20 protein-coding genes are annotated in these 19,400 nt (G+C 60.7%); 12 read left to right on the plus strand and 8 right to left on the minus strand.

Features of this window, described 5'->3' with window-relative positions:
- The first annotated feature begins 15 nt into the window (after nucleotides 1-15).
- The 3 genes from purE to EWR20_RS11035 all read left to right on the plus strand — a co-directional run bounded on the left by purE (nucleotide 16) and on the right by EWR20_RS11035 (nucleotide 3,365).
- Nucleotides 16-642 (plus strand): 5-(carboxyamino)imidazole ribonucleotide mutase, encoded by a 627-nt coding sequence (purE, locus tag EWR20_RS11025; RefSeq protein ID WP_129360717.1) that lies wholly within the window; start codon nucleotides 16-18, stop codon nucleotides 640-642.
- A gap of 84 nt (nucleotides 643-726) precedes the next feature.
- Entirely contained in the window at nucleotides 727-2,346 is a 1,620-nt protein-coding gene (locus EWR20_RS11030; protein ID WP_129360718.1) for an LCP family protein, read from the plus strand.
- A gap of 17 nt (nucleotides 2,347-2,363) precedes the next feature.
- Entirely contained in the window at nucleotides 2,364-3,365 is a 1,002-nt protein-coding gene (locus EWR20_RS11035; protein ID WP_129360719.1) for a lipid II:glycine glycyltransferase FemX, read from the plus strand.
- Between the two features lie 56 nt (nucleotides 3,366-3,421).
- Here EWR20_RS11035 and EWR20_RS11040 read toward each other — a convergent pair whose 3' ends face one another.
- A complete protein-coding gene (locus EWR20_RS11040) occupies nucleotides 3,422-3,646 on the minus strand; it encodes a hypothetical protein (RefSeq protein WP_129360720.1) in 225 nt (74 codons plus the stop codon).
- A gap of 104 nt (nucleotides 3,647-3,750) precedes the next feature.
- On the minus strand, nucleotides 3,751-4,743 hold the full coding sequence (gene glpX / locus EWR20_RS11045) for a class II fructose-bisphosphatase (protein WP_129360721.1): 993 nt from the start codon (nucleotides 4,741-4,743) through the stop codon (nucleotides 3,751-3,753).
- Nucleotides 4,744-5,023: 280 nt separating this feature from the next.
- On the opposite strand from glpX, the gene EWR20_RS11050 reads away from it, so the two are divergent.
- The 6 genes from EWR20_RS11050 to EWR20_RS11075 all read left to right on the plus strand — a co-directional run bounded on the left by EWR20_RS11050 (nucleotide 5,024) and on the right by EWR20_RS11075 (nucleotide 12,506).
- Nucleotides 5,024-5,725, plus strand: a complete 702-nt coding sequence (locus EWR20_RS11050; protein WP_129360722.1) for a DUF4245 domain-containing protein — start codon at nucleotides 5,024-5,026, stop codon at nucleotides 5,723-5,725.
- A 76-nt stretch (nucleotides 5,726-5,801) separates the two neighbouring features.
- Nucleotides 5,802-6,440 carry a carbonic anhydrase gene (locus EWR20_RS11055; protein WP_129360723.1) on the plus strand — a complete coding sequence of 213 codons (639 nt, stop codon included), beginning with the start codon at nucleotides 5,802-5,804 and terminating at the stop codon, nucleotides 6,438-6,440.
- 37 nt (nucleotides 6,441-6,477) lie between these two features.
- Nucleotides 6,478-7,884: a class II fumarate hydratase gene (locus EWR20_RS11060; RefSeq protein ID WP_129360724.1), complete on the plus strand. Its 1,407-nt coding sequence runs from the start codon at nucleotides 6,478-6,480 to the stop codon at nucleotides 7,882-7,884.
- Nucleotides 7,885-8,071: 187 nt separating this feature from the next.
- Nucleotides 8,072-8,743 carry a TetR/AcrR family transcriptional regulator gene (locus tag EWR20_RS11065; RefSeq protein WP_238147715.1) on the plus strand — a complete coding sequence of 224 codons (672 nt, stop codon included), beginning with the start codon at nucleotides 8,072-8,074 and terminating at the stop codon, nucleotides 8,741-8,743.
- A gap of 86 nt (nucleotides 8,744-8,829) precedes the next feature.
- On the plus strand, nucleotides 8,830-10,587 hold the full coding sequence (locus EWR20_RS11070) for an MDR family MFS transporter (protein WP_238147736.1): 1,758 nt from the start codon (nucleotides 8,830-8,832) through the stop codon (nucleotides 10,585-10,587).
- Between the two features lie 173 nt (nucleotides 10,588-10,760).
- A complete protein-coding gene (locus tag EWR20_RS11075; RefSeq protein ID WP_129360725.1) occupies nucleotides 10,761-12,506 on the plus strand; it encodes a pyruvate dehydrogenase in 1,746 nt (581 codons plus the stop codon).
- A gap of 81 nt (nucleotides 12,507-12,587) precedes the next feature.
- Here the strand turns inward: EWR20_RS11075 and EWR20_RS11080 are convergent, their stop codons facing one another.
- From EWR20_RS11080 to EWR20_RS11090, 3 genes are read right to left on the minus strand one after another with little or no spacing between them, the layout of a single operon-like run.
- Complete coding sequence (locus tag EWR20_RS11080) at nucleotides 12,588-13,070, minus strand: NUDIX hydrolase (protein WP_129360726.1); 483 nt, start codon at nucleotides 13,068-13,070, stop codon at nucleotides 12,588-12,590.
- A gap of 59 nt (nucleotides 13,071-13,129) precedes the next feature.
- Nucleotides 13,130-13,657, minus strand: a complete 528-nt coding sequence (locus tag EWR20_RS11085) for a prepilin peptidase (protein WP_129360727.1) — start codon at nucleotides 13,655-13,657, stop codon at nucleotides 13,130-13,132.
- 8 nt (nucleotides 13,658-13,665) lie between these two features.
- The gene (locus tag EWR20_RS11090) at nucleotides 13,666-14,427 is read right to left on the minus strand and encodes an isoprenyl transferase (protein ID WP_129360728.1); all 762 of its coding nucleotides are present in this window, start codon (nucleotides 14,425-14,427) and stop codon (nucleotides 13,666-13,668) included.
- Nucleotides 14,428-14,619: 192 nt separating this feature from the next.
- Here EWR20_RS11090 and trhA point away from each other — a divergent pair, with 192 nt between their 5' ends.
- Nucleotides 14,620-15,423: a PAQR family membrane homeostasis protein TrhA gene (gene trhA, locus EWR20_RS11095; protein WP_129360729.1), complete on the plus strand. Its 804-nt coding sequence runs from the start codon at nucleotides 14,620-14,622 to the stop codon at nucleotides 15,421-15,423.
- Between the two features lie 6 nt (nucleotides 15,424-15,429).
- Here the strand turns inward: trhA and EWR20_RS11100 are convergent, their stop codons facing one another.
- Nucleotides 15,430-15,798, minus strand: coding sequence for a hypothetical protein (locus tag EWR20_RS11100; RefSeq protein ID WP_238147716.1), 369 nt, complete (start codon nucleotides 15,796-15,798; stop codon nucleotides 15,430-15,432).
- The gene (gene mca / locus EWR20_RS11105) at nucleotides 15,795-16,766 is read right to left on the minus strand and encodes a mycothiol conjugate amidase Mca (RefSeq protein WP_238147737.1); all 972 of its coding nucleotides are present in this window, start codon (nucleotides 16,764-16,766) and stop codon (nucleotides 15,795-15,797) included. Before mca ends, EWR20_RS11100 begins: the two co-directional genes overlap by 4 nt.
- A gap of 147 nt (nucleotides 16,767-16,913) precedes the next feature.
- Between mca and EWR20_RS11110 the strand changes: the two genes are divergently transcribed.
- Nucleotides 16,914-17,327, plus strand: coding sequence for a DUF4307 domain-containing protein (locus EWR20_RS11110; protein ID WP_238147717.1), 414 nt, complete (start codon nucleotides 16,914-16,916; stop codon nucleotides 17,325-17,327).
- Between the two features lie 179 nt (nucleotides 17,328-17,506).
- Nucleotides 17,507-18,007, plus strand: coding sequence for a transcription elongation factor GreA (greA, locus tag EWR20_RS11115; protein ID WP_129360732.1), 501 nt, complete (start codon nucleotides 17,507-17,509; stop codon nucleotides 18,005-18,007).
- A gap of 111 nt (nucleotides 18,008-18,118) precedes the next feature.
- On the opposite strand, the gene ilvA is transcribed toward greA, so the two are convergent.
- The gene (gene ilvA, locus EWR20_RS11120; protein WP_129360733.1) at nucleotides 18,119-19,369 is read right to left on the minus strand and encodes a threonine ammonia-lyase; all 1,251 of its coding nucleotides are present in this window, start codon (nucleotides 19,367-19,369) and stop codon (nucleotides 18,119-18,121) included.
- Between the last annotated feature and the right edge of the window lie 31 nt (nucleotides 19,370-19,400).

Genomic DNA, 19,400 nt, shown 5'->3' on the forward strand with positions numbered 1-19,400 from the left:
GTGAAGGAGCACAGAATGAGCGATACGCAAGAGACCCCACTCGTCGGGTTGGTCATGGGATCCGATTCCGACTGGCCCACGCTCGAGGCGGCGGCCGATGTTCTGGAGGACTTCGGCGTGTCCTATGAGGCCCAGGTGGTCTCGGCGCATCGAATGCCCGAAGAAATGATCGAATATGGCAAGAGCGCCGAGGAGCGGGGGTTGCGAGTGATCATCGCGGGTGCCGGTGGTGCGGCACATCTGCCGGGGATGTTGGCTTCGGTCACCTCACTGCCTGTGATCGGCGTTCCCGTTCAGCTCAAAACCCTCGACGGCATGGACTCTCTACTCTCGATCGTTCAGATGCCGGCCGGGGTTCCCGTTGCGACGGTATCGATCAATGGGGCCAAGAATGCTGGGCTGCTCGCGCTCCGAATCTTGGGGTCCGGGGATTCGCGCGACGCGCGCGAAATTCGTACGGAGCTCTCGGAATTCGCCGAGAATCTCAAGCAGAGTGCACAGGACAAGGGGGCCGCGTTGACCCAAAAAGTCGAGGAACGCCGCCAGGAGCGCGACGAAGCGAATTCTCCCTCGAGGCCCCGCCGGCCGTCCGTTCCTGCCGAAGAGCAAGTCGACGACCCACCCGCCGGTTACGCACCGTAACCCTGGTAAACACTTTCAACTTCCCCAAATTCTCCGGCAAAGCCACGTGTTTTCGCTGGTCAAACTGTAGGATCGGGTTCGATCATGACTACTCCCCCAAGCAACCAGGATCCCTCCGACCACATCGAGGCCGCACGCGGGCTGGACGAGCACGTTGGCAGCTCGCGAATGACCGACCCCCTGCGCAATCCCCGCTCAGGTGGGGCTCTCACGCGTACCAAGAGGGCTTGGTTACTCCTGATTCTGACGACCATCATCCCAGGCTCGGCCCAGCTCGTTGCAGGTCACCGAAAGGTGGGGCGGATCGCCCTGACCGTCACGCTGACCGTGTGGGTTCTGCTGATTCTCCTGCTCCTCACGTGGCTGATCCATCGCGCCTGGGTGATCGAGCTCGTCACGGGGCGTTACATGTCGCTCGTCCTGGTCATCGTGCTCGTGGCCCTGGCGATCTTCTGGGCCTTCCTGTTCTTCGACACTTTGCGGTTGATTCGGCCCGTACTCCTGGCCAAAGGCATGCGCCCCGCTGTGATCATCGGATTCGTGGTTCTGCTGTTCGTTACTGCCGGCGGTGTCGGGTACTCGGCGTATCTGGTGAACGTGGGGCGCGGGGCCGTCAGCGGAATCTTTGCCTCCGGAGCGAAGATGAAACCCGTGGACGGCCGGTACAACTTCCTCCTCATGGGTGGTGACGCGGGTGATGATCGCGTCGGTCGACGCCCCGATTCGATGACGGTCTTCAGCGTTGATGCGAAGACCGGGCAGGCCGTGACGATCTCGTTGCCGCGCAATACGCAGAATGCACAGTTCTCCAAGGATTCTCCGCTCTGGGACATCTACCCGGATGGGTACAACTGCGGCGACGAATGTATCCTCAACGCCCTGTACCCCGATGTCGCCAATGATCACAAAGACCTCTACCCGAATGCCGCTGACCCCGGAGCTGAGGCCATGAAGGATGCCGCGGAAGGCATCACCGGGCTCCCCATCCAGGCCTATGTGCTGGTGGACATGGACGGGTTCTCCAACCTCATCGACGCAATGGGCGGCATCGATATCAACGTCGGTGGACGGGTGCCGATCGGCGGCGGACACGACGAGATCACCGGCGAGCCGAACCCCATCGACGGATACATTGAGCCTGGTAAGCAGCACCTCGACGGTTTCCACGCCCTCTGGTACGGACGGTCCCGTGAGGGTGCTTCGGATTACGATCGTGAGGCCCGGCAGCGTTGCGTGCAGTCTGCAATGCTCAAACAACTCGACCCCGGCACGCTTCTGACCCGTTTCCAGGACATCTCCGACGCCGGTCAGAAAATCATTGAAACCGACATTCCCGAGAACCAGCTTCCGAGCTTCGTGGACCTTGGTCTCAAGTCCAAGGACCACGACCTGATCCAGTACGGCATGGCGCCGCCTTACTTCGCAGAGGAGTTCCCGACGTATCCCGATTTCGATGAGTTCCAGTCGTCGGTTTCGAAGGTCATTCAGGATTCCAAGGACGGCAAGACCCCGGATACCAAGGCCGCGAGCGCTCAGGAGGCTCCCGGAGGTGGGGCGAATCCCGTATCGGCTGTTTCCCCGCTTGCTGTGGCCCAGACGCTGGGCCTGAGCAGCCACAACCGGACCAATACGGCCCAGGCTGACAACCTCGATGTTCAGCTTGCCGCCGACCTCACCGAGAATGGCACCTGTTCAGTCCCGTAACTCCTAAGATGGGAAGAATGAGCACAATTCTGCAGTCCGATGCGTGGGCAAAATTTCAGCGCGATCTAGGCCATGAGGTATTCCAGAGGTCGGGTGACGGTTACTCGTACCTCGCTACCTTGGAGGGCGGGCGTACAGGGCGTTACTTGTATTGCCCGTACGGGCCGATTGCCAACTCCGCGCAGGCCTTCACTCGGGCCCTCGAGGATCTCAAGCAGCTTGCCGCCAGCAAGAAGTGCCTGTTCATCCGTGTGGAACCGACCCGCGATGAAATGTTCCCCGAAGGGGCAGACCAGGTCGAGGATCTTGAGAGCCGCGGAATGCATTTCGCGCCCCGACAGGTTCAGCCGAGTCACACGTGGATGGTTGATCTCACTCAGGACGAGGACGCGATCCTCAAGGGGATGAAGTCCACCAACCGGAACCTCCACCGGAACATTCACAAAAAGGGGGTCAGCTTCGAGGAATCGCGCGATCCTGCCGACATCGCAGTTCTGCTGAAGTATTTGAACCAGACGGCGGAGCGAGTGGGATTCAACCGGCAGAAGGATGATTACCTGACGCAGGCCGCGAAGTCGCTCATGCCGCTCGGCGCCGCATCGGTCTACCTTGCTCGCGTCGATGGCGAGCCGATCGGAGCGGCGATGGTCTATGATTCCGAGGACACTCGAACCTACGCGCACGCGTCGATGTCGTACGAGCACCGCAAACTCAGTGCCAATAACCCTTTGGTCTCGACCATGATGCTCGATGCCAAGAACAAAGGGCTGACTCGGTTCGATATGTTCGGCATTGCGCCGGAGGGCGAGCCGAACCACCCGTGGGCGGGGTTCACCGGCTTCAAGAAATCATTCGGCGGCTACCCCGTGACGCTTCCGGGTACGTGGGATCTCCCGGTCAACAACCTGGCGTACAAGGCCTACCGGCTCGCGTACTCGGCTCGGGAAACCGGTTTCCCGAAGGCGAAACGCTTTGTCTCTACCGCGGCCGCCCGGGTACGGAAGACGCTGCGCCGGTAACAACCGGTCGTTATGTTCTGCTCACAGGGTCTCTTCCGACGCCGGTGAGCAGAGGCCTAGACCCCGAGACTTCCCAGCTCGACGAGTCGGGCGAACTCCGGCTCGATCTTACTGAGCCGGGCCATCGTGCCTCGGTTCTTCAACCGCCCTCCGGAGAAGAACAGAATTTCGTCCGCCTTCTTGACCGTGGAGAGACCATGGGCGATGAGGATGACGGTCATGTGTCCCCGCAACGATTCGATCGTTAACGTGATCTCGTGCTCCGTCTCGTTGTCGAGCACGTCCCGGCAGTGGACGCGCCGTCAGCCAGGAGAGGATACCGGAACGGCCCGGGGACGCGGCGAAATGCTCGCGCCCCCGGGCCGTTGCGAAATATGAGTCGGAATTACCGCTGGTACTTATCCCATTTTTCGGCAATGTGCTCAGCTTCGACCATTCGCACGGTCCCGGACTTCGACCGCATGACGATCGACTGGGTGCTGATGCGGTCGCCGAAGTAACGAACGCCACGCAGCAAATCTCCGTCGGTCACACCGGTTGCAGCGAAGAAGCAGTTATCACTTGTGACCAACTCGTTGGTTGTCAAAACGGCATCCAAGTTGTGCCCGGCGTCCAGCGCCTTCTGCTTTTCTTCGTCGTCCTTGGGCGCCAGCCGGCCCTGGATCACGCCACCGGTAGCCTTGATGGCGCAGGCCGCGACGATTCCTTCCGGGGTGCCACCGGTTCCGAGCATCACGTCCACGCCCGTGTTGTCGCGGCACGCTGCGATAGCGCCGGCGACGTCGCCGTCCAGGATCATGCGGGTTCGTGCACCGGTTGCCCGGACTTCTTCGACCAAATCCGCGTGGCGAGGCCGGTCAAGGATGCACACGGTGAGCTGGTTGATGCGCTTGCCCTTGGCCTTGGCCACCAAGTGGAGGTTTTGTTTGACGGGCAGGCGGAGATCGACGAGGTCAGCAGCCTCCGGGCCGGTCACCAGCTTTTCCATGTAGAAAACAGCGGACGGATCGAACATCGAACCACCGTCGGCCACGGCGATGACCGACAACGCGTTGTTCATGCCGAGCGCTGTGAGGCGGGTTCCGTCGACGGGGTCGACCGCGACGTCGAGGGCCGGACCGTCCCCATCACCCAGGTGTTCTCCGTTGAACAACATGGGGGCTTCGTCTTTTTCGCCTTCGCCGATCACCACGGTGCCGTTGAAGTGCACGGTTGAAAGCATGTTACGCATCGCATCAACGGCCGCACCGTCGGCCGAGTTCTTGTCCCCGGCCCCTACCCAGTTGCCGCCCGCGATCGCTGCGGCCTCGGTTACTCGAACCAGCTCGAGCGCTAGGTTGCGGTCAGCCTGGTTGTTCTGTTCGTTCGCTTCCGACACAGAGATCCTCGCCTTCGAAGTTGTCGTCCGCGACGCACCGGCCTGTGGCGCGCCACGTGGTGTCCGTGGGCCTGTCTGCCCAACACGGGTGCTCTGCCCAGCTTACTTGCTCTGCCCGACGCCGGGCTCAGGTCGCCCGATATGACGAAAGGTTGTCCCTGACGAACGCAACCCTCATTCTTCGCAGGCCGAGCTCTCGTCGCTGGGTGCGACCGTGAAAGAGCCCGCGAGTTTCATGAGTCAGCTTTGAGCATCCCTCCGGCTGCGGCAGAATAGCCGGGTGAGCGAATCCAACAACGAGAATCCCGTAGATCCATCCGGCCAGCCCTCCTCGGGCAGGGACGGCACCGACGGTGATGAGTTGCCCGTCAAACCGCAGCTCACCGAGTCTCAGGCAAAACGTCTCAACACACCCGTGCGGGCCATGGTTTTCTCGATGATCGCTCTCCTTCTGATTCTCCTCCCTTTCCTGTGGCTCGTACCCAGACCGGACAACCAGTCGTACCGGCCGGATGTGGATCTCACCAAGACCGCGCAGGAAGCCAGCGAAACCGCAGGATACGCCGTCGTCGCACCGCAGTTGGACGACTCCTGGCACGCGAATTTCGCCCGCTGGAATTCCGGTTCGGCGGACGGAGTGCCGTTCTGGGAAGCCGGATTCGTGACACCGTCCCAAGGCTTCATTACGGTCACGCAGACCAACAAGGCCAACCCGACCTGGATCTCGCAGAAGACCGACAGCGCCCCGGCCACGGGCAAGACCGATATTGACGGCGTCACGTGGAGCACCCGTGTCAAACAGGACAAAAACGGTGGGAACGGGACCACCGCATACGTGGGCGACGTCAACGGAACCACACTGATTCTCTCCGGCGATGCCGAACGGGACGAGTTCAAGGATCTGGCGCACCAGTCGTTGGAGTCCCTCAAGAACGGCGATGCCACGTCACCGTCCCCAACGAGTTCCGCGCAAAGCGGCTGACCAGGCCTAATATCAACTGAAGTCGTCCACTCGCGCTGGGCTGCATGAAGAAACTCCACGAAAGGGCCCCGAACACATGTCTGAGAAGCCGGCACAGATCACTCCTCAAGAAGCGTGGAAACGACTGGCGGACGGCAACGCCAGATTCGTTGCCGGCGAGTCCCACCACCCGAATCAGGACGCCGCCCGGCGAGAATCCCTGGCCGGCGGGCAGAATCCCTTCGCCGTGATCTTCGGCTGCTCCGATTCCCGTCTCGCCGCAGAGATCATCTTCGACCTCGGCTTGGGCGACACCTTCGTCGTCCGGACCGCCGGTCAGGTGCTCAGCAACGCTTCCCTCGGTTCTCTCGAATACAGCATCACGGATCTGCAGGTTCCGCTCATGGTGGTGCTCGGCCACGACTCGTGCGGTGCGGTGACCGCCGCCAAGGATTCCTACGAGACCGGTGCTATGCCACCAGGCTTTGTCCGGAACCTGGTCGAAGAGATCATGCCGGCGGTCATCGAGACTCGTCGCAATTCCGATGCGGAAGACGTCACGCTGAACGAAATGGTCCGCACCAACACGCGGCAAGTCGCCGAGCGCATGATTGACCAGTCGAAAATCATCTCGAATGCCGTGGACGAGAACCGGACCGCGGTCATCGGCATGTTCTACCACCTCAGGGACGGGAAGGCCGAGCTCGTCTTCTCATCGCACGATCTTCAGCCCTAGAGCGGAAATAGAAGCACTGTCGGCCTAAACTGGCGGTATGGCTGAAAATACAGAATTCCGCATCGAACACGACACCATGGGCGAGGTCCGAGTACCGGTCAACGCCCTGTACAGTGCGCAGACTCAGCGTGCTGTCCAGAACTTCCCGATCTCGGGCAAAACCTTGGAGTCGGCGCACATCGCCGCTCTCGCGCGCGTCAAGAAGGCCGCGGCTCAGGCCAACTTGGAACTCGATGTCCTCGACCAGGATCGGGCCGAGGCCATCCGCAGTGCTGCGGACGAGGTGATCGCGCACCAACACGACGACGATTTTCCGATTGACGTGTTCCAGACCGGTTCCGGTACGTCCTCGAACATGAATACCAACGAAGTTCTTGCGACGTTGGCCTCCCGCGCACTCGAGGCCAAAGACATCCAAGTTCATCCGAACGACCACGTCAATGCCTCGCAGTCCTCGAACGATGTTTTCCCGACCTCGGTGCACGTCGCCGTGACAGGTGCTTTGATCAATGACCTCAAGCCTGCATTGGACCAGTTGGCGACGTCGCTCGAGGACAAGGCCGAAGAGTTCAAGAACGTCGTCAAATCGGGGCGAACCCATCTCATGGATGCGACGCCAGTGACCTTGGGCCAGGAATTCTCCGGCTACGCCGCACAGATTCGTTACGGCATCGAACGCATCGACGCCGCCCTCCCCCGCGTGGCCGAGGTCCCCTTGGGCGGGACCGCCGTGGGCACGGGAATCAACACTCCGGACGGATTCTCCGCCCGCGTGATCGAGTTGCTCGCCGAGGAAACAGGCCTTCCTTTGACCGAGGCACGCAATCACTTCGAAGCGCAGGCCAACCGCGACGGCCTGGTCGAAGCTTCCGGACAGTTGCGCACCATCGCATACTCGCTCATGAAGATGTGCAATGACATTCGGTGGATGGGCTCCGGCCCCAACACCGGTTTGGGCGAGCTGCGCATCCCCGATTTGCAGCCCGGCTCCTCGATCATGCCCGGCAAGGTCAATCCCGTCATCTGCGAGGCTGTGATCCAGGTTGCGGCTCAGGTCATCGGCAACGACACCGCCGTCGCCCTATCCTCGACCAATGGCGCTTTCGAGCTGAATGTGGGCATCCCGGTCATGGCCGCCAATTTGCTCGAATCGATTCGACTCCTGAGCAATTCAACACGCGTGATGGCGGAGAAGATGATCGATGGCCTGGAGGCCAACGAAGAACGCGCCCGGTTCCTCGCCGAGGCGTCTCCTTCGACCGTGACTCCCATGAACAAGCTCATCGGTTACGAGGCCGCGGCCAAGATTGCCAAGCATGCCGTTGCCCACAAGACAACCGTGCGCGACGCAGTGATCGAGCTCGGTTATGTGGAACGCGGGGAGGTTACGGAGGAACAGCTGGATGAAGCACTAGATGTGACCAAGATGCTCGGAAACCACTAGGCTTTCGAACTACGCGCTTCGGTGCGCGTGACCGGGCCGGCGTCGTCGTGAACTTCCCGAATTTCCACGAGGACGCCGGCCCTTTTACGCCCGAAACCGCTGGCAGGGAGAGGTTCGCCCACCATGTAGCTGCACGTCACAGTAGATTTATTTGCACTCATCCCCCACGAGTGCAAAAATACACTTTGTGACAGAAAGTGAATATTTGCGAGCCGAGACTCGGAGCGACGGACTCCGCGAGCGCAAGCGATTCGAGACTCGACGAGCAATCCACGAAGCCTGTTTGGACCTCGCGGAGGAAAACGGCTTCAACGGATTCACTGTCGACGAGGCTGCAACACGAGCGGGTATTTCGCGGCGAACCTTTTTCAATTACTTTGCGAGCAAGGAAGACGCGATCTTCGACATCGAGTCTGAAGAGGTCCGCGCGGTTTATCGAGAGAGGTATCTCTCGGGTGATTACCATTCCTCGGACAGTTCCGTCGTCGGGGAAATCATCCACATGTATGCCGACATTGAGCGCACTCGTTTGGACGGTTTTAGACCCTCGCACATGCGACGCGTCAGAGGGATCATCACGGAGAATCCGAAATTGATCGACCATTTCATCAAGAAGGCCGAAGCCAATTTCCAGGAACGTTCGGAGATCCTCAGACAGAGACATCCGCATTTGTCCTCCGAAGAGCGCATGATCGCACTCAAGACCGTCGAGACGGTCCGCCACCTTTACATAGAGCATCTCGGAGAGTCCACGACGTATGGGCCGGAGAGACTCATCAAGACTTACGACGACGTCGCACGCATCGGGTTCAGCCCCGTAACGGACGCGTCGAGCATGACCCTACAGGAGAAGAATTGACCAGTACCTCCGCGCAAGGCGCGGCCCCCGCGGCGGGCAAGAAGTCGCGGCGCAACCAGCAGCTTACCAACGCTGACGGTAAGTTTCTGCTGACCAAGCGAAGGATTTGGACCATCTTCGCGGCTCTCTTGGTCGCCATGTTCTTGGCTTCCATGGACCAGACAATCGTTTCGACGGCTCTGCCCACTATTGTCGGCGACCTCGGCGGCGTCGAGCACCAGACGTGGGTCACCACGGCCTATTTATTGGCGTCCACCCTGGTCATGCCCATTTACGGCAAATTCGGTGACACCTTGGGGCGCCGCAACCTGTTCCTCATCGCGCTGGTGATTTTCACGGGCGCCTCCCTGGTCATCTCGTTGTCCACGAGCTTCTGGTTCTTCGTGATCTTCCGTGCGATTCAGGGCCTGGGCGGCGGTGGTCTGATGATTCTGGCCCAAGCGATCATCGGTGACATCATCCCCGCCAAGGAACGTGGACGCTACATGGGTGTCATGGGCTCCGTGTTCGGCATGTCCGCCGTCGTTGCCCCGCTGCTGGGCGGGTTCTTCGTGGACCACCTGACGTGGCAGTGGTGCTTCTACGTCAACGTTCCGCTCGGCGTCGTAGCGCTGATCGTCGCGATGGTGTTCCTGAAGCTGCCGTCCCATCGCCCGGAACATCGGATCGACATCCTGGGTGTCATTTTCTTGTCGATCACCACGACGTGTTTGATCTTCTTCACCGATTTCGGCGGATCCGACGCCCACGGTTGGGACGCGATCGAGACCTGGATGTGGGGCGCCGGTGCGCTCTTGGCTGGCTTCGTCTTCGTGTTGACCGAGTCCAAGGCCAGCGACCCGATCATTCCGCTCACCCTGTTCAAGAACCGGATCTTCATCGTCGCGACGGCGATCGGATTCTTCCTGGGTATGTGCATGTTCGCGGCCCTCGCCTTCATCCCGACCTTCCTTCAGATGTCGACCGGGACGTCGGCCGCGGCCTCTGGGCTGCTGATGCTGCCGATGATGGTGGGCCTGATGCTCACCTCGATCGTCTCGGGTAATTTGATCTCGAAGACCGGCAAGTACAAGGCCTATCCGCTCATCGGGACCCTGGTGACCTCGGCCGTGATGGTATGGATGACCTCACTGACGGCAGATACCCCGGTGTGGGTCATCTGCGCGATGCTCTTCAGCTTCGGCTTCGGCCTGGGACTCATCATGCAGGTTGTCGTGCTGGTCGTCCAGAACTCGGTTCCCTTCACCCAGTTGGGTACGGCCACGAGCGCGAACAACTACTTCCGTGAGATGGGGTCTTCGGTTGGCGTCGCAATCTTCGGTGCGATGTTTACCTCGCAGCTGTCGACGAAGCTCGGCGATCTGTTCACGTCGTTGCCGCCGGAAGCTGCGCAAGGAGCCGGCGCTGAAGGCGCTGGTGGGAACTCTGCTTCGTCCTTGACCCCGCAAATGCTCAACGATATGCCCGATTTCCTGAGGGATGGCGTGGTTCGTGCATACGCAGAGTCGTTGGCACCCGTATTCTGGTATCTCCTGCCCTTCATGGCCTTGGCATTCGTCCTCGCGTTCTTCCTCAAGGAGATTCCGCTCCGTTCGGTCTCCGGAATGGTCGCCAGGGGCGAAGCCATTGACGGCGAAGAAGCAGAGGTTGCCTACCAAGGCCTGATGACCGGTAGTTTCCCCGTCGTTTCAACCAACGCCGCCTCAGACTCGGATGGTGCGACCGAAGAGTCAGAATCCTCGGATCCCTCCGAGGACGACACCGTCAAGGGATACAGGGGACGTCACGCCGCGCGAGTCGACTCGGAGGACGAGTCCGCCGTGCACCAGTCCACCGAACGCTAGGAAACACACGCAAAACCGCGGAAATGTTCCGCACAACACTATTCCGCCCCCCTTCTGTGTGATTCGACCCTCAAGAAGGCCCGGGGCGGAATAGTCTGTTTAAAGGCCTAGTTGAAGTGAGTAGAAGCGTGATTGAGTTAGGTCGAATCCGATCGACAAGGAATCGAGGAACATTGAAACTCGCAGAACAGATCGTGAAGCAACTGGTCGAGGCCGGCGTCCACCGTATCTACGGTATCGTCGGTGACTCCCTCAACCCCATCGTGGACGCCGTGCGCGCCACAGGCGGCGCAAAGAAAGGCGGCATCGACTGGGTGCATGTCCGCCACGAAGAAGCTGCCGCATTCGCCGCCGGTGCGGAGGCCCAGTTGACCGGTGAACTCGCCGTGTGCGCCGGTTCCTGTGGTCCGGGCAACCTCCACCTCATCAACGGGCTCTTTGACGCGAACCGCTCCCAGGCCCCCGTCCTTGCCATCGCCTCACAGATTCCCAGCGTTCAGATCGGTCAGGGCTACTTCCAGGAAACCCATCCCGACCGCCTGTTCGAACAGTGCAGCGTCTACAACGAGTTGGTCTCCACGACTGACCAGGCTCCGCGTGTTTTCTCGACCGCGATCCGCTACGCGGTCGGACAGTCCGGAGTTTCCGTGGTGACCCTCCCGGGCGACCTCGCAGATGAAGACGCCACCGCAGAGGCACCGGCCATCGGCAACCTCCGCCGCTCCCCGAAGGTTCCTTCGGATGCGACGATTGCCGAGTTCGCTACTGAGATCAACAACGCCAACAAGGTTGCTCTTTTCGTCGGTGCCGGCGCCAAGGGCGCCCACGACGTCGTCGTCGAATTGGCCGACAAGATCGCAGCCCCCATCGGGCACTCCCTGCGCGGCAAGGACTTCATTCAGTACGACAATCCGTTCGACGTTGGTATGACGGGTCTGCTGGGCTATGGTGCCGCCGCGGAAGGCATTCACGACGCCGACCTGATGATCATGCTCGGCACGGACTTCCCGTACGACCAGTTCCTCCCGGACACCAAGACCATCCAGGTCGACATCGCGCCCGAGCGCATGGGCCGACGCACCAACGTGGATCTCCAGATCGAAGGCAGCGTCCTGGAGACGCTGGAGAAGCTGCTGCCCGCCGTCGATCGCAAGACGGATCGCAAGTTCCTGGAGAAGCTGCTCAAGCGGCACGACACCATCATGAACAAGGCCGTCGGCGCCTACACCCGCAACGTGGAGAAGCACAAGCCGATCCACCCGGAGTACGCCGCTTCCCTGCTGGACCAGGTCGCAGACAGGGACGCGATCTTCACCGCAGATACCGGCATGTGCAACGTCTGGTCCGCTCGGTACATCAACCCGCTCGGAACCCGGCGATTGATCGGCTCCTACTTGCACGGGTCGATGGCGAACGCTTTGCCGCAGGCCGTGGGCGCACAGGTCGCCTTCCCCGACCGTCAGGTCATTTCGATGTCGGGTGACGGCGGCCTCTCGATGCTCTTGGGCGAACTCGCGACCGCCTCGATGTACCAGTTGCCGCTGAACATCGTGGTGTTCAACAACTCGACGCTTGGCATGGTCAAGATGGAGATGATGGTCGATGGTCTGCAGGACTACGGCGTCGACGTGCCCGACATCAACTACGCCGACGTGGCCAAGGCGATGGGTTTCCACGCGATTCGCGTGACCGATCCCCGGAAGCTGCAAAAGGCCTACGAAGATGCCCTCGCGTACAACGGCCCGAGCGTCGTGGAGGTCATCACGGATCCGCTGGCCCTCTCGGTTCCCCCGCAGATCAATAACAGCATGGTCTTCGGCTTCGCGACCGCGATGTCCAAGATCGTGTTCAACCGCGGCGCGGGTGAGGCCGTTTCGATGGCCCGTTCGAATATGCGCAATATCAATGCGCTGAGGTAGAAACCGACCTCACATAACAGCGTTGCGTGAAAAAGGCCCCTCTCTGAGACCGCCTTTTTCACGCAACGCTTTTTTCGTTCACTACTCGAGGCCCTCCAAAGAAAACTCTGTACGGCCGGTGAATTCGGAGGCCGATCGAATCCGGTAACGCATCCGCTCGCTCATCTCCGGGAGGTCATCGAGGTCGGCCCATGCGACTTCCGTGGATTCCTCGTCGTTCACGCGAGCCGTTCCGGAAACGTAGCGGCATCGGAAAGTCAGATCGAGGAACTGAGCACGGTCTCCATTGGTGAAAGTTTGCGGCGGGTTGGCCTTGACCGATGCGAGGCCTTCGACTTCAATCACGACGCCGGCTTCTTCCTCGGCCTCGCGGATGGCCGTTACCGCGGGCTCTTCTCCCGGGTCCACGATTCCGGTGATGGGAGTCCACGCGCCGTTGTCCGAGCGGCGGCACAAAAGGACTCGACCTCGCTCATCGAAAATCACGGCCGTCACTCCGGGCATCCACAATGGGTCATGCCCGATCTTCTCGCGCAGTGACAGGATGAAGTCCGGTGTGGGCATGTGGGCTTGCTCCTTCTGGAGACGACGTCGACATCAGCACCCACCTTACTCGCGGGCGTTCACACCATGCTTTCGGGCAAGGCCAACCATGCCGCGGCCGAGCAGCCACCCATCCATGGGCCCAGGGCGACATGCCCATGGGGCTCGGTCCTCCGCAGAATGAGCAGAAATAACGCCCACAGGCCGCATGCGCAGAAAGTCAGCACAACGCCCGCAACCGCGTGAGGAACCGATACAAAGCCGCACACCCCACCGAGCAGCGGCGCCAACCTAATATCTCCACGCCCGACGGATCGCGGGGATAGCAAGCGCATGGCCGCATAAACCCCTCCTGTCACCAGTGCACCGAGGAACGACGTGATCATCCGATCGGCCTCGTCCGCACACCAGGCGGCCACGAAGAGCCCACCGCCCAACACGGGATACAGAGGCCGGACTATACGCCGCGGCAGGAGGTGCTCATGCGCGTCGATCCAGCTCAACCGTCCAATGGCGAGCACGTAGATCGCAATGCAGATGCCGCCGAGCGCTCCGGCGGCGATGCCGGGGCCGCCTCTGCCCCACCACGAGCAGATCACATCGATCATTGGCTGCTCTAGGATCCGAAGCGGCGCTGCCGTCCTGCGTAGTCCCTCAAAGCGCGCAGGAAATCAACGCGGCGGAAATCAGGCCAGAGGGCTTCGCAGAAATAGAATTCGCTGTAGGCCGACTGCCAGACCATGAACCCGGAGAGCCTCTGCTCGCCCGAAGTGCGAATCACCAGGTCGGGATCGGGCTGGCCCCTCGTGTAGAGATAGCTTGAAATGTCGTCCGCGGTGAGACCTTCGGCGACGTCGGCGATATCGCGACCGGCGTGGACGGCGTCGCTCAGCAATTCCCGAACGGCATCGACGATCTCTTGGCGTCCGCCATACCCGACAGCAATATTCACGTGCAGTCCGTCCACGTCAGCGGTCTGTTCCGTGACACCCGCGACTGTCTCCGGCAGCCCCTCGGGAAGCAGATTCAGAGCCCCGACCGGTTGCAGACGCGCGATTCGGCTCTTGCCAAGCTCATGCAGAAGATCGTCAATGACCCCGATGAGGTCCCCCAGTTCGGAGGCAGGGCGCTTCAGGTTCTCGGTCGAAAGCATATAGAGGGTCACGACGTTGATTCCGAGCTCACGGCACCATCCGAGGAATTCAATGATGCGCTCGGCGCCTTTCTGATGGCCGTGTTTGGTGGTTTGGCCCATGAGGGCCGCCCAACGGCGGTTCCCGTCCACCATGACGCCGACATGGTGGGGCAAGCGTTCAGAAGGTATAGAAGCCGCCAGATTGCGCTCGTACACGCTGTACAGAGGCTTGACTAGCTTCATGATGTTCCTTTGACCCGAGAGGTTTATATGGCAGATCCCAACGTCGTTCAGCAACCGACCAAAGATCCTTTGTGGCTTAACCGTACCTTCTCTCGCCCCTGCCCGATGTGCACGTCCACAGTCACACAGGCGCTTCACGATGCACCCTAATAGACTTCACATGAACCGCCCGCGCTCGAGAGGACCCTACGCATGAGCTCGAACTCAAATCGACAAGGACCGACCGGAGGGTCCAGGCCGGCCAGTGGTAACGCGGGTTCACATCACCAGAAGTCGTTCGGGAAGAATGCCGGCCCTGCCGCTCGTGCGGCAACAGCGAAGGCTGAGGACGTCGCCACTGCGGCGGCGGATCGCTTTCACGACGTTCTGGAACGCAAACCCCTGTGGCGGGGATGGATTCACTCGTCCTTCGCACCCGTGGCATTCGCCGCAGGGATCGTCCTGATCGTCCTGGCCGGAGGCGGTGCGCGTTCGGCTGCTTGCGCCGTATTCGGATTGACCAGCGTCGTGCTCTTCTCGGTTTCCGGGATGTACCACCGCGCCTACTGGCAGGACAAGGCACGGATGGCTTTCAAAAGGTTGGATCACTCCAACATTTCTCTGGTCATCGCCGGAACCTATACGCCGCTGGCGCTGACGTTGTTGGATCAGCCGCGGACCGCAATCCTGCTCTGGAGCGTTTGGGCCTGCGCGCTTTTGCTCATCGTCTTCCGGGTTTTCTGGACCGGAGCACCGCGGATGCTCTACACACCGTTGTACGTGGTTATGGGGCTCATGGCCCTGTTCTACATGGCCGATTTCTGGTCGGTCAGTCCCGTAGCGACAATCCTCATCTGCGTGGGCGGAGTCTTCTACATCGTCGGGGCGGTCTTCTACGCTCTCAAACGACCCGTGCTCTCACCTCAAGTCTTCGGGTTTCACGAGCTGTTTCACGTCTGCACGATCCTCGGCTTCGCATGCCACTACATCGCGGTGGTCTTCTCGATCTACGTATGAGCGGTTCTAGTTGCGTCTTTCTCGGCTCGATCCCGAGTCGGGGTGTTGATCGGCATTGTGGTTCCCGTGTGCGGTCGGATCCCGGTCGGATTCCTCGACGTCGGAGGCCGTTTCGGTGCCGGCCTGCTCGGCAGCTTCTCGCTCTTCCGCCTCACGTGCCATCGCATAGTCGAAACGGTTCTTGAGGCGACGTTGTCTCCGGGTGTGGTCGAGAGCCACCAGTATGATCAGAACCGCCAACAGCAGCGTCAGCAGAAAACCCACGACGCCGGGCGAGACCTGATTTGCGTCCAGGCCCGGTTTCAGGCTCGGCGACTCTCCATCAGCGAGAAGTCCCGCGGAAAGATGCACAACGGTAGAGCTGGCGTTCATCATGAGGGTTGATCATTTCCTAAACGAGTAGCCGGAGCCTGTTTGTAGTCGATGCCCTCGGCGAAGCTGAATTCCGGAAGTTCCGTCTCAACCCGGTTCGCGGCGAGCACGTAGTCTTCATACGGCCAAATCTCCCGCTGCAGGTCGTTGGTGACGGCGAAGAAGAAGCCGTCGGGGTCGACCTGAGAAACGTGCGATTTCAGGGCCTGGTCCCGGACGTCGAAGCAATCCGAGCACGGAATCTGTGTCGTGGTCTGATGACGCGAAACCGGTGGTGCACCTTCCGGCTCAGACTCGGTGAACATCGCGATGCGCTCGGCGAAAGGCGACTCCATGCCACGTTCTTCCAGGGCCTTGTGGAAAGCCAGAAAGCGATCCACGTTGAAGGCGCGGTCGTAATAGAGCTTGAGCGGCTCCCACGCGTCTCCCTCGGCGAGGTAGCGGCGAGGGTCGCCGGCGGCTTCCCACGCCTCGATGGCGACCTTGTGCGCCATGATGTGGTCCGGATGCGGATAACCGCCGTTCTCGTCATAGGCAAGGATCACATGGGGCTGGAATTCGCGGACCACACGAATCAACGGAGCGGCCGCACGTTCCAACGGGGTCTTCGCGAAGCATCCCCACGGCAGAGGAGGAAGCGGATCACCTTCCGGCAGTCCGGAGTCCATGAAGCCGAGCCAACGGTGTTCGACCCCGAGGGCTTCTCGGGCGCCTGCCATCTCTCGGTGCCTCAGCCCTGCCAGGTCCCAGTGCGATCTCGGGTTCTCCTCGACGCCTGGGTTCAGAATCGACCCGCGCTCTCCACCGGTACATGAGACAACCATCACACGGGCTCCGCGACGCGCGTACGCGGCCATTGATGCCGCACCTTTGCTCGACTCGTCGTCAGGGTGCGCATGAACCGCGAGAATTCTCAGGCCGGTGTAGTCCGACTCGAGCTCGTGCTGCCCAGAGCGCTTCGCCTGTGTCAAGGCAGATTCTTGAGCGCTTGTCACGTACTGACACCTCATTCTTTTCGATACAGTAGAGAGTACTTCACGGTTCCCGTCCGCAGCCCCCTGCGCCTTTGCAGGACTCACACGGGCGGGCCCGCAGACTATGGACAGGTTTTCCCCAAATTGACCACTTCCACTCTAGACCAGCGATACGGCAAGAACCGTTCTGCACGTCATCTCTCCAAACGTGCATGGTGGGGCATCGTCGCCGTGCTTGTAGTGCTGGCGGCTGTATTCGTGGCGTGGCTCGCGTACGGAAACTCACAAGCACCGTCCTTCAAGGAAGTGAGCTTCGACGACTCCCGCGCTGATGCAGTCACGCTCGATTTCGAGCTGACCAAGGAACCTGATCAACAAGTCACCTGCGCCGTTCAGGCTCTCAACGACCAGCACGCGATCGTGGGCTGGAAAGAGATCACCATCGGCGATGTCCCGGCCGATCAGCTCAAGAACAAGACCTCGACCCACAGGGTCAGCCTTCGCACTACTTCACAAGCCCATACGGCGACCGTGGATTCCTGCTGGAAGTCAAGCTAAAAGATTAGTTTTCAGTTCCGTGCGTCACTAGCTACAATTGAACCTTGACGTCTCCCGCCATGGGTTTGCCCTGGCGGGTTTTATCTATCCGTTCAGACGCCGTGTGGGGAGGTCAACACCTTCCTCGCAGGAACCACCGTGAAAAAATCGCGGCCGCGGCGTCGCACCAAGGAGACATCATGTCAGAAGAAACCACCGAAAATGGCACGTGGCTGACCCAGGAGGCTTACGACCGCCTCCAGGCCGAACTCGATGATCGTGAGGGTCCCAAGCGCCAGGAGATCGTCGACCGCATCGAAGCTGCTCGCGAAGAGGGCGACCTGCGCGAGAACGGTGGCTACCATGCGGCCAAGGAAGAGCAAGGCAAAAATGAGGGCCGCATCGCCCAGTTGCGTTACTTGCTCGAGAACGCCGAAGTCGGTGCCAAGCCCGCGGACGACGGCGTCGTCGAATCCGGCATGCTTGTCGAAGCGGAAATCGGCGGCAAGAAGCTGACCTTCCTCCTCGGCAGCCGCGAGGTCGCCGAGACACTCGTGGGCGACCAGGACATCCAGGTCTTCTCCGAGAAGTCCCCCATGGGTCAGGCTATCCACGGCCACAAGGTCGGCGACCAGCTGTCCTACAAGGCACCCAACGGAAAGGACATTCAGTTGAAGGTCCTCTCGGCCAAGCCGTACTAGTCCATCCGTCCCAGACGTCATGAAAAATCCGGACCCGCTTGTCGGCGGGTCCGGATTTTTGTGGTGTAAGAGCATCTGCGGGGCGGATTGGCCCCCGCAGAGATCACGTCGTCAGCCGACGACCATCGGTGTGAAACCCTCGGCTTCCAGAGCCTGAAGCACTTCGTTGCTGTGCTCCTCCCCTTTTGTCTCCATGTCGATCGTGATGGATACGTCTCCCATTGACAGCGAACCGCCGACGCGCGTGTGGTCCACACCCGTCACGTTTGCACCGCAGTCCGAGATGATACGGGAAATGTCGCGCAGCTCCCCCGGGTGGTCGGTCAACATGATCTTGACCGTCAGGTAGCGTCCTGCAGCCGAGAGACCCCGCTGGATCACCTTCAGCATCAGCATGGGATCGATGTTGCCGCCCGAGAGCAGGCAAACGGTTGAGCCGAGGTTGCCGTATTTCTCGTTGAGTTTGCCATTCATCAAGGCGGCGACTCCGACGGCTCCGGCCGGTTCGACCACGAGCTTATTGCGCTCGATCAGGAAGATGAGAGCACGGGCGAGGTCGTCTTCGGAAACCGTGACGACGTCGTCGACGAGCTCTTTGATGATGGAGAAGGGCAACTGGCCCGGACGGCCGACCGCAATACCGTCTGCGATCGTCGAGACCTTCTTGAGCGGGACCAAAGCGTCCGCGGCCAGGGACGGCGGATAGGCGGCCGCGTGCTCGGCCTGAACGCCGATCACCCGGATCTTCTTGCCGGTTCTGGCCTCATGGTTCTTGGCCGCGACGGCCACGCCGGCCAGAAGACCGCCACCGCCGACGCCGGTGATGATGGTGTCCACCTCGGGCACTTGGTCGATAATTTCGGTGCCGAGCGTTCCCTGGCCCGCCACGATGTTCTTGTTGTCGAAAGGGTGAACGAACACTGCGCCCGTCTCGTCCGAGTATCGTTGAGCCTCGGCCAAGGCCTCGTCCACCGTGTCTCCGTGGAGGATAACCTCCGCACCGTGGCCTTGGGTCGCGGCTATCTTCGGCAGCGCCGCACCCTGTGGCATATAAATACGAGCGGTGATTCCCAATTTCGACGCCGCCAACGCAACTCCTTGCGCGTGGTTGCCGGCGGACGCCGCGACCACGCCCGCGGCCTTCTCCTCGTCGCTGAGCTGGGCAATACGGTTGTAGGCGCCTCGCACCTTGAATGATCCGGAACGCTGCAGGTTCTCGCACTTGAAATAAACCGGCGAACCGATCTTCCGTTCGAGCGCTCGAGAATGCGCAATAGGAGTCCTCTCAATGATCCCTTCCACAAGCTGGGCCGCTTGTTCTATGTCCTCGATCTGGACAGGGAGATTTTCCAAAGGGGTCACTGATCCATCCTTACTTCGGATACTGCGGTCA

The sequence above is a fragment of the Rothia uropygioeca genome (genome assembly GCF_004136585.1).
Classification (GTDB): domain Bacteria; phylum Actinomycetota; class Actinomycetes; order Actinomycetales; family Micrococcaceae; genus Rothia.

Bases quoted from the DNA above. Each gene is read 5' to 3' on its own strand.
- purE (WP_129360717.1), top strand. From the start codon at position 16: ATGAGCGATACGCAAGAGACCCCACTCGTCGGGTTGGTCATGGGATCC.
- trhA (WP_129360729.1), top strand. From the start codon at position 14,620: ATGAGCTCGAACTCAAATCGACAAGGACCGACCGGAGGGTCCAGGCCG.
- EWR20_RS11060 (WP_129360724.1), top strand. From the start codon at position 6,478: ATGGCTGAAAATACAGAATTCCGCATCGAACACGACACCATGGGCGAG.
- EWR20_RS11100 (WP_238147716.1), bottom strand. From the start codon at position 15,798: ATGATGAACGCCAGCTCTACCGTTGTGCATCTTTCCGCGGGACTTCTC.
- EWR20_RS11080 (WP_129360726.1), bottom strand. From the start codon at position 13,070: ATGCCCACACCGGACTTCATCCTGTCACTGCGCGAGAAGATCGGGCAT.
- greA (WP_129360732.1), top strand. From the start codon at position 17,507: ATGTCAGAAGAAACCACCGAAAATGGCACGTGGCTGACCCAGGAGGCT.
- EWR20_RS11035 (WP_129360719.1), top strand. From the start codon at position 2,364: ATGAGCACAATTCTGCAGTCCGATGCGTGGGCAAAATTTCAGCGCGAT.
- EWR20_RS11030 (WP_129360718.1), top strand. From the start codon at position 727: ATGACTACTCCCCCAAGCAACCAGGATCCCTCCGACCACATCGAGGCC.
- EWR20_RS11055 (WP_129360723.1), top strand. From the start codon at position 5,802: ATGTCTGAGAAGCCGGCACAGATCACTCCTCAAGAAGCGTGGAAACGA.
- EWR20_RS11090 (WP_129360728.1), bottom strand. From the start codon at position 14,427: ATGAAGCTAGTCAAGCCTCTGTACAGCGTGTACGAGCGCAATCTGGCG.
- EWR20_RS11085 (WP_129360727.1), bottom strand. From the start codon at position 13,657: ATGATCGATGTGATCTGCTCGTGGTGGGGCAGAGGCGGCCCCGGCATC.